The organism is Rothia sp. HMSC065C12 (assembly GCF_001812085.1).
Lineage (GTDB): Bacteria > Actinomycetota > Actinomycetes > Actinomycetales > Micrococcaceae > Rothia > Rothia mucilaginosa.
In genome coordinates, this window is record NZ_KV807679.1 from 635,879 (window position 1) to 650,069 (window position 14,191).

The 14,191-nt window shown below is 59.2% G+C and carries 13 protein-coding genes; 6 read left to right on the forward strand and 7 right to left on the reverse strand.

Features of this window, described 5'->3' with window-relative positions:
- Nucleotides 1–45: 45 nt before the first annotated feature.
- The 3 genes from HMPREF2836_RS08645 to HMPREF2836_RS08655 all read left to right on the forward strand — a co-directional run bounded on the left by HMPREF2836_RS08645 (nt 46) and on the right by HMPREF2836_RS08655 (nt 3,278).
- The gene (locus tag HMPREF2836_RS08645) at nt 46–1,032 is read left to right on the forward strand and encodes a glycosyltransferase family 2 protein (protein ID WP_070615769.1); all 987 of its coding nucleotides are present in this window, start codon (nt 46–48) and stop codon (nt 1,030–1,032) included.
- Nucleotides 1,033–1,094: 62 nt separating this feature from the next.
- Nucleotides 1,095–2,087 carry a glycosyltransferase family 2 protein gene (locus HMPREF2836_RS08650; protein WP_070630100.1) on the forward strand — a complete coding sequence of 331 codons (993 nt, stop codon included), beginning with the start codon at nt 1,095–1,097 and terminating at the stop codon, nt 2,085–2,087.
- 75 nt (nt 2,088–2,162) lie between these two features.
- On the forward strand, nt 2,163–3,278 hold the full coding sequence (locus HMPREF2836_RS08655; RefSeq protein ID WP_070630101.1) for an acyltransferase: 1,116 nt from the start codon (nt 2,163–2,165) through the stop codon (nt 3,276–3,278).
- A gap of 91 nt (nt 3,279–3,369) precedes the next feature.
- On the opposite strand, the gene HMPREF2836_RS08660 is transcribed toward HMPREF2836_RS08655, so the two are convergent.
- The 5 genes from HMPREF2836_RS08660 to HMPREF2836_RS08680 all read right to left on the reverse strand — a co-directional run bounded on the left by HMPREF2836_RS08660 (nt 3,370) and on the right by HMPREF2836_RS08680 (nt 9,089).
- A complete protein-coding gene (locus tag HMPREF2836_RS08660) occupies nt 3,370–4,755 on the reverse strand; it encodes a hypothetical protein (protein ID WP_070630102.1) in 1,386 nt (461 codons plus the stop codon).
- Between the two features lie 116 nt (nt 4,756–4,871).
- Entirely contained in the window at nt 4,872–5,747 is an 876-nt protein-coding gene (locus HMPREF2836_RS08665; RefSeq protein ID WP_070507453.1) for a glycosyltransferase family 2 protein, read from the reverse strand.
- Nucleotides 5,748–5,798: 51 nt separating this feature from the next.
- Entirely contained in the window at nt 5,799–6,176 is a 378-nt protein-coding gene (locus HMPREF2836_RS08670; protein WP_005507976.1) for a DUF2304 domain-containing protein, read from the reverse strand.
- Nucleotides 6,177–6,914 carry a glycosyltransferase family 2 protein gene (locus tag HMPREF2836_RS08675; RefSeq protein WP_070615766.1) on the reverse strand — a complete coding sequence of 246 codons (738 nt, stop codon included), beginning with the start codon at nt 6,912–6,914 and terminating at the stop codon, nt 6,177–6,179.
- A gap of 171 nt (nt 6,915–7,085) precedes the next feature.
- Nucleotides 7,086–9,089: a DUF6541 family protein gene (locus tag HMPREF2836_RS08680; RefSeq protein WP_070615764.1), complete on the reverse strand. Its 2,004-nt coding sequence runs from the start codon at nt 9,087–9,089 to the stop codon at nt 7,086–7,088.
- A gap of 395 nt (nt 9,090–9,484) precedes the next feature.
- On the opposite strand from HMPREF2836_RS08680, the gene HMPREF2836_RS08685 reads away from it, so the two are divergent.
- The 3 genes from HMPREF2836_RS08685 to HMPREF2836_RS08695 all read left to right on the forward strand — a co-directional run bounded on the left by HMPREF2836_RS08685 (nt 9,485) and on the right by HMPREF2836_RS08695 (nt 12,916).
- Nucleotides 9,485–10,027, forward strand: coding sequence for a flavin reductase family protein (locus HMPREF2836_RS08685; protein ID WP_049338626.1), 543 nt, complete (start codon nt 9,485–9,487; stop codon nt 10,025–10,027).
- A gap of 145 nt (nt 10,028–10,172) precedes the next feature.
- On the forward strand, nt 10,173–11,402 hold the full coding sequence (gene argE / locus HMPREF2836_RS08690) for an acetylornithine deacetylase (protein WP_070630103.1): 1,230 nt from the start codon (nt 10,173–10,175) through the stop codon (nt 11,400–11,402).
- Nucleotides 11,403–11,908: 506 nt separating this feature from the next.
- Entirely contained in the window at nt 11,909–12,916 is a 1,008-nt protein-coding gene (locus HMPREF2836_RS08695) for an MIP/aquaporin family protein (protein WP_070507461.1), read from the forward strand.
- Between the two features lie 162 nt (nt 12,917–13,078).
- Here HMPREF2836_RS08695 and HMPREF2836_RS08700 read toward each other — a convergent pair whose 3' ends face one another.
- Together HMPREF2836_RS08700 and HMPREF2836_RS09265 are read right to left on the reverse strand one after the other, a co-directional pair.
- A complete protein-coding gene (locus HMPREF2836_RS08700; protein ID WP_070507532.1) occupies nt 13,079–13,573 on the reverse strand; it encodes a HEPN domain-containing protein in 495 nt (164 codons plus the stop codon).
- Nucleotides 13,554–14,180 (reverse strand): ArsR family transcriptional regulator, encoded by a 627-nt coding sequence (locus HMPREF2836_RS09265; protein WP_049345965.1) that lies wholly within the window; start codon nt 14,178–14,180, stop codon nt 13,554–13,556. The genes HMPREF2836_RS08700 and HMPREF2836_RS09265 overlap by 20 nt, the downstream gene beginning before the upstream one ends.
- Nucleotides 14,181–14,191 lie beyond the last annotated feature (11 nt).

Consider the following 14,191-nt stretch of genomic DNA (forward strand, 5'->3'; position numbering starts at 1 on the left):
TGTATCTGTATGTAGTTCCGTCACCAATGTTCTCTAAGAGGTACCATGTCTTCACCGCGCACCAGCATCATCATGCCGGTCTACAACACGGCTGACACTGTCATCGCCGCGATGGAGTCCGTTCTGGCGCAGACCGACCCCGATTTTGAGTTGCTGGTAGTAGTTGACGGCTCCCCGGATTGTTCCTCGAAGGTGATTCGCGAGTTCCTGCAGAACACCCCCGACCCCCGCATCCGTCTGTTCGACAATGAGCAGAACGCCGGCGTGTCTGCAGCACGCAACCAGGGTCTGGATGAGGCGCGCGGCGAGTGGATTACGTTCATTGACTCTGATGACACGTACCGCCCCGAGTTCCTGGAGCGCCTACACGCCGCGGCGGCACGTAACGGCGCGGATGTGGCAACCTGCGGTCACACCATTGCCCGCGCCGACGGCTCCACGATGGACCGCCCGCAGGATGCGCCCGGTACGTACACGGGTCGCGATATTGCCATCAACTATCTGCTGAACCGTTTTACGGGTTTTGTGCACGATAAAATTTTCCGCGCTTCGCTCTTCTCTTCGGTACGTTTCGCAACCGATATTCACCGCGCCGAGGATGCCCTCGCGGTCTTTGAGTGCCTCATGCAGGCGCAGAAGCTTGAGGTTATCCCGGACTGCCTGTACCTGTACCACATGGGCTCTGAGGGTCTGACGTGGGGCCGCGTGACCCCGGTGGAGGAAAGTATCCGCCACACCCGCTACATGCGTGAAGCGGGTGCACCCCTGCTCTCCTCGAAGGAGGGTCAGCAGGCGATGGCGATTTCTTCTGCGGTGACCTACCTGAATAATGCCCAGCAGGCGCTCATGAGCGATAGCGCCGACTCGGACGCGGTAATCCGCGAGTGCCGCCGCCAAATCGAGTGGGGTTGGGTTGTGCCGGCGCTACGTTCTAGCCCGGTGGTGGGTGCGGCGAGCCTGCTGTTGAAGCTCTCCCCCGCCCTGTACCGCACCCTGTACGGCGCGTACGTTCGCCGCGCCTACGGCATGTAACCCCTCAGCGTTTTTATCATCACAGTTCTTATTAGCCCCGTTCTTAAAGGTTCCTGTCTTTCATGTCTGCCATCCCTCGCACGAGCATCATTATGCCGGTCTACAACACCGCTTCCACCGTCATTGCGGCGATTAAGTCGGTGCTGGCGCAGACCGACCCCAATTTTGAGCTTCTGGTCATGATTGACGGCTCCCCGGATCATTCGGCGCAACTGATTGCCGACTATCTGCAGCAGAACCCGGATGAGCGCGTGCGCGTGTTCAATAACCCCAAGAATCAGGGCCTGTCCGCGATGCGTAACCAGGGCCTGGATGAGGCGCGTGGCGATTGGGTGACGTTCCCCGATTCTGACGATGCTCTCTACCCGATTTTCCTGGAGCGCCTGCACCACCACGCGGAGCGTACGGGGGCGCAGGTGGTCAATTGCGCCCACAACATGGTGGCGACCGACGGTTCGACTACGCAGCGCCTGAAGGGTGCCCCCGGCACGCTGACCGGTCAGGAGGCGGCGTTCGCCCTGCTTAAGGATGAGCTGTCTCCTTACGCTTGGGATAAGATTATTCGCCGCGAACTATTTGAAGGTGTTCGATACCCGCAGATTGAACGAGCCGAGGATGAGTGCGCGCTATTGGACTGCTACCTACGAGCACAGAGCGTGACCGTCATTGACGAGCCGCTGTACGCGTACGCGGTGAGCGCGGGAAGCCTGACGTGGAGCCGTATTACTCCCCTGTCTGAGACTCGCCGCCTGCTGGAGTATTTTGAGAAGTCTCTGCAGCGTACGAGCACGTATCATCTGCTTGCCGGTCAGGAGGCGCTGACGATTGCCCGGGTTATTGCGTACCTGAATAACGCGCAGCAGGCGCTGATTGTGGGCGGTGAGAGCGCACCGGCTGTGCTGGCGGGTTGCCGTGCCGGTTTTACGGTGAGCGATGCGCTGCTTGCGTTGCGCATCCGCCCGGTGTTTGGTGCCGCCGGTCTGCTGTTGAAGACCAGCACGCCACTGTACCGTCTGCTGTATGGTGCGTACGTTAAGCGGGTCTATAACCTCTAGAATTCGGGTGCGTGCACCCATGTTTCGTCATACTCTGTTTCGTCACACTCACACACATTGATTGGAGCGGATTTCATGTCCTCCAAACCTGCATCGGCGCAGGTGGCGTCCTCTCAACCTGCGGATGCTCAGCCTGAGTCTCAGGTACCTGCCACGCACCCTAAGCCCGCGCGAAAGGTGTACCTGGATCTCATTAATGTTCTCGCCATTATCTTCGTGGTGGCGTTGCACGTGCGGTTCAATTACCGGGTAGATTATGACTCCCCCGGCTGGGTTCTCGAGAACATTCTTTCGGGTACCGCGGTTGCGGCTGTGCCGCTTTTCTTCATGGCCTCGGGCATTACCCTGCTGAATTTCACGAACCGTGAGAGCGTCGGCACGTTCTATAAGAAGCGTTTCACGAAGATTCTGATTCCGCTGCTGGTGTGGGGTCAGGTGTATCTCTTTGCGCGCAGCTGGTTTAAGCACACTCCCCTGCCTACGGGTGAGGAGATTCTGGCGGTGCTGTTGGCGCCGAACAAGGTGGGTGTGACCCTCTGGTATTTGGAGGCGCTCATCGGCGTGTACCTGGTGTTGCCGATCTTCTCGTACGCCCTGCGTGGTGCCGGTGAGAAGAAGGTGCAGCTGGCGTGGCTGATGGCTGCGCTGGGTCTGCTGATGCCCATTGCGACTGCTACCCTGCAGAAGATTAATCCGCAGTTTATGCCGGAGTTCTCGGCACCCATCGTGGGGTATGTGGGCTTCTGCTTCTTGGGTTATGCATTGGCGAATACGGAGTTTAGCCTGCCGTGGCGTCTGGTGATTTATGTGCTGGGTATTGCCGGTTCTCTGGCGCATATTCTGGTGGGCCCGTACCTGGTACTGAACCACCCGGGCCTGGGCGGTTTGGCGACCGAGTACCTGTCTGTTCCGACGATTTTCTGGGCCGCGGCGGTGTTCGTGTTCTTCAAATCTCTGCCGCTGAATCGCCTGCCGGAGGCGGTTCAGACGGGTCTGCGTAAGCTGTCGGCTCTGACTTTTGGTGTGTACCTGATTCACCTGCTGATTATTCAGGGCCTCGCCGCCTACGGTTGGCCGCTGGTGGATTACCGCCTGGAGGCACCCTACGCGCTGCTGGTGTGGGCTTCTTCGCTGATTCTGGTGTGGCTGCTGCGCTGGATTCCGCCGGTCCGCAAGTGGCTGATTCCCTAGCGGTGAGCCGCTTACCAGGTTTAAACGTTGGGAGGGGCACGTACATCATGTACGTGCCCCTCCCATAGGTTTTTAAGCAGAGGTTTTTAAGCTACTCGGCGTGAGCTTCTTCCGTGCGGGATGCCAAAGCCACGCCCACCATGTGCACCACGAAGCCGCAGACCGGACCGACCGCCAACGCCACAATAGCGCGCGGCACCAGCGGGGCGGGAATCAGGAACGCCAAGCTCAAGGTCACCGCCGCGGCAACCACCCAACCGGCGAGGTAGATGCGGTGCTGGTTCACCGCGAGCGCCATATTGCCCGAGAGGGTCATGAGCGCCAGCAGTGCCGAGGCGAAGACCAGCGCACCCAGGGTGATGCCGGAGGCTGCCGCCTCGTACGCGGACTCTGCACCTGCGGCAGGCGGGTAAATCAGGCGGAACAGCAGCGGACCCACCAGGTACGCCGCCAACGCGCCCACAGCACCCACAGCCACCACTGCGGCGGCAGGCTTAATGAACGCCGCTACGGGGCGGTGGCGCTGCTTCAAGAAGGCAGAAACCGCCACACCCTGGAACGCCTGCAGGGGAATCATGATTGGCGAACGGGTAATGGAAATCGCCAGGATCAGGGTGCCCAGCACGATCGGTTCGCTCGCCGCGGCGCCGCTCGCTTTCAGCACGTTCGGGAAGCCCATCATCAGCACCGCCGCGGCGGCAGAGGACAGGAACGACCAGAGGATATTTAAGCTCAGGCGGCGCGCGGGCACATCGGCGCGGGCAACCCACAGGCGGCGACCCGAAACGGTCACGAACGCCAGGATGAGCCACAGACCCATCGGCACGACGGTTGCCGCCTCAAGACCGGCAAGGGAAGGAATCATGAGCGCAGCCGCAAGCATAAGGATAAGGCGCCCGGCAGATTCCAGACCGCCCACCGCCGCGAAAAGGTACCAGCGGTCCTCACCGGCGGTCACACCGCTCATAGTCGCCTGCAGGGCGTAGAGGAACACGCCCACCGCCATAACGGTCACGCCCACCGCCGCCGAATGCGGAATCTGATGACCCGCCCACAGAGGGGAGCTCACCAACACCAGCACACCGGCGATAGCACCCAGAGCCGCGGTCACCGTAACCACGCGAGCGCCCTGCGGCACGGAACCCTCAGCAGATGCAGCCCCACCGGATGCAGCCCCGTCAGCTACAGCACGGGTGCGTGCCGTACCCACCGCGCGCGTAATCTCCGGCTGAATACCCGTGATAATACCCGTCACCGTGAAAAGCGCCGCCCAGAACAGCAGGAACTCCGTCAGCTCCGAACCGTTCAGGGCACGCTGAGCAATCATGGTCACCACCAGCGTGGAGACCGCCGCCAACAGGGACGAACCCAAAAGCGCCAGGGACTGGTAGCGGGTGACCGTACCCGAAGACTGGGCCTCCCGAGAGGGGTGTTCCTCCACCCCGCTCTTATCGGGGTGCTGTACCGACTCGCTCACCGCGTCCTCCTCATTCCTAGCCGCCAATATAGCCGCCAACACAAACCATCATTACATACGCAGATGCGCCGCACATCCACCGCAGGATGTACGACGCACCGCACACAAATATAGGTTTACTTCACCACATGCTCGGCAAGGTTCTTAACACCCTGCCACTTCTTCGCCAGGGCCGCCTTCGGCAGCAGAGTCAGCGCGTGAGCACGCGAGGAGAAACGGATACGGGCCACGCGGGCAGCCTTCGTCCAACCCAGGGCAGTCATCTCATCAGCAATGGTGTTCATGTAGCGGCGCTCCTCATCAAAGCGGGTACCCTCCAGGGCACGCCAGGACGAGTCAGAACCACCGTGACGACGGTACATGAACGCAACCTGCGGATCGTAGTACAGGGAGCCGCCACGCATCGTAATGTCCAGAATCAGCGCCATATCCTGCACAACGTTCAGGCCCTCACGGAAGCCGGTGCCCACGATAGCGTCTTTACGCCAACCCAGGGACGGGAAGTAGAACCACGCGCCGCGCAGCAGGGAGGTAGCCAGCTCCTCACCCTGCAGAACAGCCTCACCCTTGGGACGGTAGAACGCCTTAGTCTGCTCCACCAGGGTATTCGACAGGCCGTTGTTCTCATCAATCACGACCACGCCGGGCTGGAAAATGGATGCCTCAGGGTGCTTCGCCGCCGAATCCACCAGCCACTGCACATAGTTGGGGAGCATGACGTCATCAGCACCCATGACGGTGACCAGGTCATTCTCTACGAAGGTCAAGCACTTGCGGTAATTACCGTTCGCGCCCAAGTTCTTCTCGTTACGCATGTAGGTGATGCGCTCATCCTTCAGCGACTCGAACCAGCCGGGAATCGAGTCGTCCGGGTAGCCGTCATCAACAACAATCATGCGCCAGTCCGGGTTGGTCTGACCGACCACAGACAGCACAGCCTGCTTCATCATGGCGACGTCTCCGTAGTAGGGGAACAGAATATCAACGGTCATGAGGTATTACTCCAAGCTCAAACGTGTAGAAACGTATAAAAATCAGGGGCTTTAGGGCTTCTTCTGCTCTCGCTCCGTAGCGCGGGAAGCGCCCTGCGGCTGACGCTGAAGAGCCTTCATAATCGCAACTTCTTCAGCGAGGGTACGCATATCATCCGTAATCTTCGAGATAGCCAGGGTCAAGTGCAAGCTAATACCCATCAGCATAATAATCGCCAGTAGGAACAGCAGGTTGACCGGGGTCTCAATACCCACCAGACGCGAGAGGGCATCCAAAAGCTTCGGGAAAAGCGCTAGCACAATCATGATGACGCCAACGATAAGCCACAGTGCGGCGTACTTTTCCTTCATCTTCTGGTTGCGTACCTGCGCCAGAACGAGAACCTCCATCACCACCACGATGAGAAGGAAGAAAATATTTGCACTCATTTACTTAGACCCCACATTCGTTTTCTGGCGAGTCATCGACATGCCAAACGAGAAGAAAGAACGAACCAGGTACACCGCAGACTTCCACGGGCTTGAAGAAGGAGTACCGCCCTGACGCTCACGCATCTCAACCGGCACCTGCTTTACAGTCAAGCCAGAACGAATCGCCATCACGCAGGCATCGATACAGTCACCCAGATACTCAGCAGGCAGATGCTCGCAATACTGCTCAATCGCCTTGCGGTCTGCCGCACGGAAGCCGGAGGTGGCGTCGGTGAACTTCTCGCCTGAAATCATCGTAAACATACGGGCCAGAACCACCATCGCCCACTTACGCGGACCAGAAACCTTATAGTTCGTCGCCTCAGCAAAGCGGGAACCGATCGAGATATTGACATCCTCCAGGCCAGCAAGCACAGTGCGGATACCCTTCGGGTCATGCTGGCCATCAGCATCAACCTGAATCGCGCATTCATATCCGGCTTGGCGAGCATACTTGTAACCGGTGCGCAAAGCACCACCGATACCCATGTTGTAGGGAAGATCAATCACGAAAGCGCCGGTAGCGCGCGCAATCTCAGAGGTGCGGTCGGTGGACCCATCATTGACGACTACCAGGTCGACCTCAGGCATCATGCGGAAAAGTTCTTCAATTGTGCCCCCAATAACTTCCTCTTCATTCCACGCGGGCATAATGATGAGGGGCCGAGGGGTCTGCGTAAAAGTCTCTGATTCCATGCGGTGCTATCTCTTGTGTGTATGGCATACGGAAGTTAGTATGCGCACAAAGGCATACCGGTTTTACATCTTATCAGCACTCTCTTAATGACGCTCGAAGTAGCACTGCGGGGGTGGCCTAGTCTCCATGCCACCCCCGCAATACTTCAGGCAGCCCAAAAGTGCCAGATACTAGTTATTATCGCAAGCGCTAATGCGATACAGAGTCATCGGACCCGAGGAGTACACCGGGGTCAGCACGTCCGTGCCAATGGCAGCCACGAGGCCGTCGTAGTTTTTCTGTGCGTCTGGGCCGAAGTTCAACTGGTTCTCCAGGTGAACGTACCAGTGGGCCTTGTACTTGTTCACTTCGCGGCACACCTCCGGATTTGTACGAGCGTCCTTGAGGTTGTGCATAATCGCCGAGTATTTGGGTGAGGTCTCAAACTCGAAGTGGTATCCCGTCAGGTGACGATCTGCCAGCGCGTAAATATAGGCGCTACCGTCCCAGGGGTTGTTCACAATCACATCGCCCTTCGGCACGATCTTCGGGATCTCGTTAATGACGTTCATCTCGTCCTGATTCAGCACCACAGAGGTCGGGGTCACTCGGTATTCCTGCGATACCGCCAGAGTTGTCTCCTGTACCGAGGGTACACGCGAGGATAGGCCCGCAACCGCGAGCACCAGCACCATGGCGGCACCCATCATTGCCGGGGCAACCTTCGCGTGCTTCTCACGCGGAATAGCGTGCATGATGCGCACGAAGATACCCTCCACGGCGCCACCCAGACCGATACCGGCAAGTAGCACGGAGGGGAACACCACCAGCGCCGCCAAGCGGAAATGATCCGTGTACCAGGGAGCAACCATCAACAAGCGGAACTCGCCGCGCGGCACCGAGGCGGACACAATCCATAGGTAACCAATCAGCACCCAGCTGGCAATCAGCCACAGGTTGCGGTGCTTGTACAGCAGGTACCCCGCGCCCCACAGAGCCAGGAAACCGGCCAGATACGAGGGATTGAACGTATCTCTCAACTGATTGGCGTTCTCCAGGCCCAAGAAGAGGAACTGGTAGAGCGCCTCACCTTCGGTGAGCATAGGCTCCCACGTGTTGCTGGCAGATGCGCCAGGACGCAGGAACCACCAGGCACCCACACACCCAAGAATTACCAGCCCGAGTAGAGCGGATCTCACCCACTTCTGGCGAGAGGCCAGCTCGCGCGAGCGCACTACCCACGCCACCCCGGCCAGCACCAGCGGCAGAGCAAAGACCACAGCAGACACCACCGCGTTCGGATGCACAAGCGCTAGACCCGCGACACCCACCAGGGCGGCAAGACACAGGGAAAGCAGAGCTGCGTACTCGCCGCGCACCATCACCTGCACCAGGCATACCATGAGTGCCACAAATGATGGCACCAGAGCGTAACCCAGCAGATTCGGGAAGAGCACACCCCAACGCAGGAGGAGACCGGGAAACGCTGCAAAACCACAGGTCAGCGCAGGGATTGCCAACGCCTGCAGGCGACGCAGCTTCGGGATGCTCAGGCTTAGCGCCACCAGCGAGCAGGGCCACAAAATGCCGGCAGCCAGTAACACGGTCACGATGGTGGCAGTCGCAATGCTCGTACCCATAGTGCTATAAATCAGGGACACAAAATCATGCCAACCCGCCGGGTAAAATGCCGGTTGCTGGTCTGCCGCAGATACCGCGCCCAGGGTCAGGCTCGACGCGTCACCGTGCTCCTGAATCCATCGGATTGCATTCATATGGAATGAGTTATCCAGGCTCTGCGAGAACGCCTCAGGCCCGTAGACCATGTCCTCAGTCATGTGCAGCACCAGGAATCCGCCTAAAACAGCACCCACCACCGGCCACGCCACAGGAACATCATTACCCGGCCACGAGGCAGACGCCAGGGCAGGCCAACGGCGACCCACCAGCCACATGAGACCAGCAGCCGCAGCCACCAACACGACAGCGACCGACACAAAAGAAATCAGGCTCCACGCAATGCCGGTCTTACCCAGCACAATCGCAGAGACAGCCACCAGGGCAAAAGTCAACAGCGGCGCATAAAAAACGCGCAAACGTGCAGGAACACGCAACGCCCAGCCCATCGCATAGCCGGGACCGAAAGCCAACACGACCGCAAAAAGTAGCAGCGGAATAGTTGCCAACCAGCTCATTAGCCCTCTTCTCCCCACAGTTCACACACCGAAAAACCCCTCAAATACGGGGCGCGGCGCGCTTTCGAGTACCTAGCAAGGATACCCCAGAGGCTTCTTTAACCCGGCGAAACCCCGCAGAAGAGAGAGGGACAGCACCCGCAACCCGCCGTTCGGAACTTTTCACCGGGAACCCCATGGGACACCACCGGCACATCCCCCAAACGGCGAAGAATATGACGTAATATTTCACGCTCAATGTCACGAAAGGTTCACCTAAGAAACATAGGGCAATAAATAAGGTGTTCACCACCCTTTAGCTTTACCCTGAAACATATCTCCCCTTAACAAAGGGTCGCCCAACGCATACACATCTGGACGAACCCTAAACGCAGCCGCAGAAGAAAGGGTCGATCATGACCGAAACCATTGCAGCACAGGCACCCATCGCCGACACCTCCGAGCAGTTCAAGCTCGCCTTCGGCCACCAGCCCGCCGGCGTCGCCATCATCACCGCCACCGACGAAAACGGCGAACCCGCAGGCTTCACCGCCTCCTCGCTGACCTCCGTCGCCGCAGAACCGCCGATTATCGCCTTCTCCCTCAAGGCAAACAGCGGCTCCGCAGCAAAGATCGCGGCTGCGTCCTCCTTCCTCGTGCACATGCTCGACGCTGAGAATGTGACCCTCGCGAAGAACTTCGCAACCCACGACTACCCCCGCTTCGACGACCCCAGCACCTGGGAATTCGTCCACACCGGCGAGCCCCTCGTCCACGGCGTACGCCGCGTACTGCGCGCAACCCCGCTCAGCCGCGTTGAGGCAGGCCCCGCACTCGTCTTCACCGCGCAGGTTGAAGAGTTCATCCGCAACGACTGCGAAGGCACCCCGCTGGTCTACCACTCGCGTAACTTCCACGCGCTGGGCGACCACTCGAACGTGAACAACTACAGCATCTAACCCCGCGCAGGGGTCACGGGGCGGTATTCGACGACAATGAGGCGACGAATACCGCCCCGCGGCGTACCCTGAACATAAAAGCGCACGCAGCACATGACAGCGCACAGCAACACAGCGCACCCAACACAGCACAGAAGGAACAGTCATGACGGCTCAGACCACCCAGCCCGCATCCCTCCCCTGGCTCGAAAAGCTCATCGCGTTCCCCACCATCTCCGGAACCTCCAACCTGGAACTTATTGAGCTCATCGAAGCCGAATTTGCCCGCTACGGCTACAGCGGCGTGCGCACCTACAACGAGGACGGCACCCGCGCCAACCTGCTGGTCACCGTCCCTGCCGCTGACGGCACCACCCGAGGCGGCCTCATTCTCTCCGGCCACACGGACGTCGTACCCGTCGCCGGTCAGGCGTGGGACGCCGACCCCTTCACCCTGCGTGTGGAGGGTACCCGCGCCTACGGCCGCGGTGTCTGCGATATGAAGGGGTTCCTCGCCGTCGCGCTCTGGCTGCTGCCGCGCGTGGCTGAAGCGAAGCTGCGCACTCCCCTGCACTTCGCGTTCTCCTACGATGAGGAAATCGGTTGCATTGGTGCACCCTCCCTTATCGAGGAGTTCGTGGCGCGCGACCTCGCCCCCGACTACGCGATTGTTGGTGAGCCCTCCAGCATGCGCATTATCGACGCGCACAAGGGCGCACACCGCGGCCGCGTCACCTTCACCGGCGTGCCCAAGCACGGCTCCCTCGCCACCCACGGCGTGAACGCGGTTGCCGCAGCAGGCGAGTTCATCACCTTCTTCACCGACATGGCGGACCAGTGGGAAGAAGAAGGCCCGTTCGACGAGTCGTTCATCATTCCCCACTCCACCGGTAGCGTGAACCTGGCAACCGGCGGCCTGCAGTACAACATCGTCGCCGAGCAGGCTGTGGTGGAGTACGATGTGCGCACTCTGCCGCAGGTGACCACCGAATCCTTCGTGGAGCGCATTGACCGCGAACTTTCGGAGGTCATACTGCCCGACCTGCAGGCGCGCGCCGCACGCGCCGAAAAGCTGACCGGTGCAGAGCCCGGTAGCCTCACCTCCCGCGTGGGTGTGAAGCACGAACTGCTCGCAGCCGTGCCGGGCCTGGGTACCGAGGACGACGCACCCATCGTGCACCTCGCCCACGAGTGGCTGGGCACCAATGACGCACCGCAGAAGGTCACCTACGGCACCGAGGCGGGCCAGTTCCAGCGCGCCGGCGTGCAGAGCATCATTTGCGGTCCTGGCGATATTGCCCAGGCGCACTCCCCGAACGAGTGGATTGAGCTGGAGCAGCTGAGTGAATGCGAGCGCTTCTTCGAGGCGATTCTCGACTGGGCGAGCGCCAAGTAGCGGCCACATAGCAACCGTGTAGCGGCGTAACAGCCAGTCCACCGCGGTTCGCAAGAGCCGCAGTTAGAGCCGCATAAAAATTACAGAAACTGCCCGGGTACCCCGTGAGGTGCCCGGGCATTTTTATGCTGATGGCAAGTGGTGTGGGCGGGTGCTGATGGCGGGGGTGAGTGTTGGTTTGATCGCGGGTTTATTCGTGAGTTTCTCCATGGGTTCAACCGCGAGTTTATGGAATGAGTCCAAGTTGTGGACTATGACCGATTTTCCCCTCATTCGCCACATTTATTTTTAAACGAAAAACCCGAAAAACCGCTTATGTCTAAGGGTGAAATAACACAAAAGTATTGCCCTTCTAGGGCATTCAGGGTTCCATAGATGCCAAAGGTTTAAACACGCCACTCGGGCGGCATAACCCCACACAAAACCACACCTCCCTCACGCTCGGCACTGCGCACCCGACCGAATCCCGGTTTACCACCCGCAGTTCACTACCTGAAGGACACCCCGTGTACACCATCAGCCCCTACCTCGCCGAATTCCTCGGCACGCTCATCATGTGCACCATCGGCTGCGGCGTCATCGCCAATGTCGAACTTCGCCGATCCAAAGGCCACGGCGACAACTTCTTCACCATCGCCTTCGGTTGGGGCTTCGCCGTCACCTTCGGCGTCTACGCCTCCCACGCCTATTCCGGCGGCCACCTCAACCCCGCTGTGTCTATCGGCCTGGCAGCGTTCGGCGAGTTCTCCTGGGAGAAGGTCCCCGGCTACATCATCGCCCAGGTACTCGGCGCAATGGTCGGCGCCGGACTGGTCTACCTCAACTACCTGCCGCACTGGAAAGCAACCGCCGACAAGAAGATTAAGCTCGGCGTTTTCGGCACCGTCCCCGCTATTCACAACTACTTCACCAACGCCCTCTCCGAAATGATCGGCACGTTCATGCTGGTCTTCTCGGCACTGTACACCGGCGTAAACTTCAAGCCGTCCATCAGCGGCGGTGTGGAACTCTCTCTCAACCTCAACGACGTGCTCAAGCCCCTCGCCTTCGGCTTCATGGTCACCGTACTCGTCATCGGCCTGGGCGGTCAGACCGGCTACGCCCTGAACCCCGCCCGTGACTTCGGTCCGCGCCTCATGCACGCCCTGCTGCCCATCCACGATAAGGGCTCCTCGCGCTGGTTCTACGCGTGGGTTCCGATCTGCGGCCCGATTGCCGGCGGTTTCATGGGTGGCGCATTCTTCAAGCTCTACTACGAGGGTCAGGTCAGCCCGTGGCTGTTCGTCTCCAGCGCCCTGGCGATTGCGGTTCTGCTCTTCGCGTGGTGGGCTAATAGCCACCTGTACCGTGCACCCAGCTCCGAGGTTATCCCCGAGTTTGAGGATACCCACGCTACCGCGGCGGCACGCGCGGCAACCTACACGCCGACCGGCTCCATGCCGATTCTGCTCCCCGAAGAGGTGAAGGGCAACCGTAGCACCCGCGTCGTGAACCGGCTGACCGAGGACGAGTAGTCTTCCCACCCGAGAACTTCCCTGTCTAGGGTTTCATCTAAAAACGGCGAACCCCTCATTTTCATGACCTGCACAATATCGGTCAGGTTATGAAAATGAGGGGTTCGTTGCGTCTACCTCACGGAAGGAGGTTCATTCAGGGGTGCCGAAAAGAAATACAGTCTAGAAAGGTCCTAGCTTAGGAATAAAAAGAGTCATCTCCTGAACGATATACTCTGCATCTTCCAAAGCCTCTTCAGCTTCCTCCACAGCTATAGGCTCATAATCTAGACCAGGATACTCAACCTCATGGCGAGTTCGACGCAGGCGAGAATACAGCTTACCCACCGCATCATGAGGGCCTCGCTGAGCACGCAAGGCATCACCCACCACGATATGACCTCCCCGAGTAGTCGGACGCAGACCCTGCACCGCCAAGGCGGCAGTCATGGCTAGTCTCGAAGCATCATAGAGGAGCGTATAGGCGCCTTCCGGATCATCAACTACCAGACGATGCGCCGTCTTGAGATGCCGGCGAGCACGCAACAACAGGCCTTGAGCATACTCACGATTTACAACGACCCGCTCCAGCTCGCCAGATTCAATCAGCTCAAGAATGCGTTCCCGGCCTACAGTCCAGGGACCCGGGGTTGGGGCATTAGGCTTCAGCGTGGACATCATTCACCTCCAGCTGCCCAAAGAGAACCTCCATAGGACGCGACCGCACAGTCTGCACGAAGCCATCCTGCGAATTCCAAGCCTCAGGAGATAGCCGCTTCACGTTTACCTCATAGCCAAGCTTCTGCTCAGCATCATCGATAGCCTCATACAGCTTCTGCCGTGAAGGGGAGCCCACAACCAGCACATCAATATCGTTCGGCACGTGCCCAGCCACCCCAGAACGACGGCTAGCCCACGAGCCATAAATAGCGGCACCCTCAATATTGGAAACACCCTGCAAAGTATCCCGGAGCACCGGAACAGGACCATAAGTTACCAGAATCAACTGACGCATCGCCTGGCCCACCGGATTATCAACCTTGGCTTGCACCATACGGGTCCTACCAACATTCTGGACAGTCACCAAACCGGACTGTTCCAGACGATTCACCTCTCGGGAAACAGTCGGCAATGATGCACGTGTCGCATCAGCAATCTGTGACACCGTGTATTGCTGCTCAGGGTGAGAGAACAACAATGCCATCACTTCACCCTGCAGGTCGCTACGCAAGATAGGAAGGAGGCTAGGAGCAGATGTTTTCATAACATGAATTATATCAATCATGTTATGAAAAC

Bases quoted from the DNA above. Each gene is read 5' to 3' on its own strand.
- HMPREF2836_RS08680 (WP_070615764.1), bottom strand. From the start codon at position 9,089: ATGAGCTGGTTGGCAACTATTCCGCTGCTACTTTTTGCGGTCGTGTTG.
- HMPREF2836_RS08670 (WP_005507976.1), bottom strand. From the start codon at position 6,176: ATGAGTGCAAATATTTTCTTCCTTCTCATCGTGGTGGTGATGGAGGTT.
- HMPREF2836_RS08645 (WP_070615769.1), top strand. From the start codon at position 46: ATGTCTTCACCGCGCACCAGCATCATCATGCCGGTCTACAACACGGCT.
- HMPREF2836_RS08700 (WP_070507532.1), bottom strand. From the start codon at position 13,573: ATGTCCACGCTGAAGCCTAATGCCCCAACCCCGGGTCCCTGGACTGTA.
- HMPREF2836_RS08655 (WP_070630101.1), top strand. From the start codon at position 2,163: ATGTCCTCCAAACCTGCATCGGCGCAGGTGGCGTCCTCTCAACCTGCG.
- HMPREF2836_RS08685 (WP_049338626.1), top strand. From the start codon at position 9,485: ATGACCGAAACCATTGCAGCACAGGCACCCATCGCCGACACCTCCGAG.
- HMPREF2836_RS09265 (WP_049345965.1), bottom strand. From the start codon at position 14,180: ATGATTGATATAATTCATGTTATGAAAACATCTGCTCCTAGCCTCCTT.
- HMPREF2836_RS08650 (WP_070630100.1), top strand. From the start codon at position 1,095: ATGTCTGCCATCCCTCGCACGAGCATCATTATGCCGGTCTACAACACC.
- argE (WP_070630103.1), top strand. From the start codon at position 10,173: ATGACGGCTCAGACCACCCAGCCCGCATCCCTCCCCTGGCTCGAAAAG.
- HMPREF2836_RS08665 (WP_070507453.1), bottom strand. From the start codon at position 5,747: ATGACCGTTGATATTCTGTTCCCCTACTACGGAGACGTCGCCATGATG.
- HMPREF2836_RS08675 (WP_070615766.1), bottom strand. From the start codon at position 6,914: ATGGAATCAGAGACTTTTACGCAGACCCCTCGGCCCCTCATCATTATG.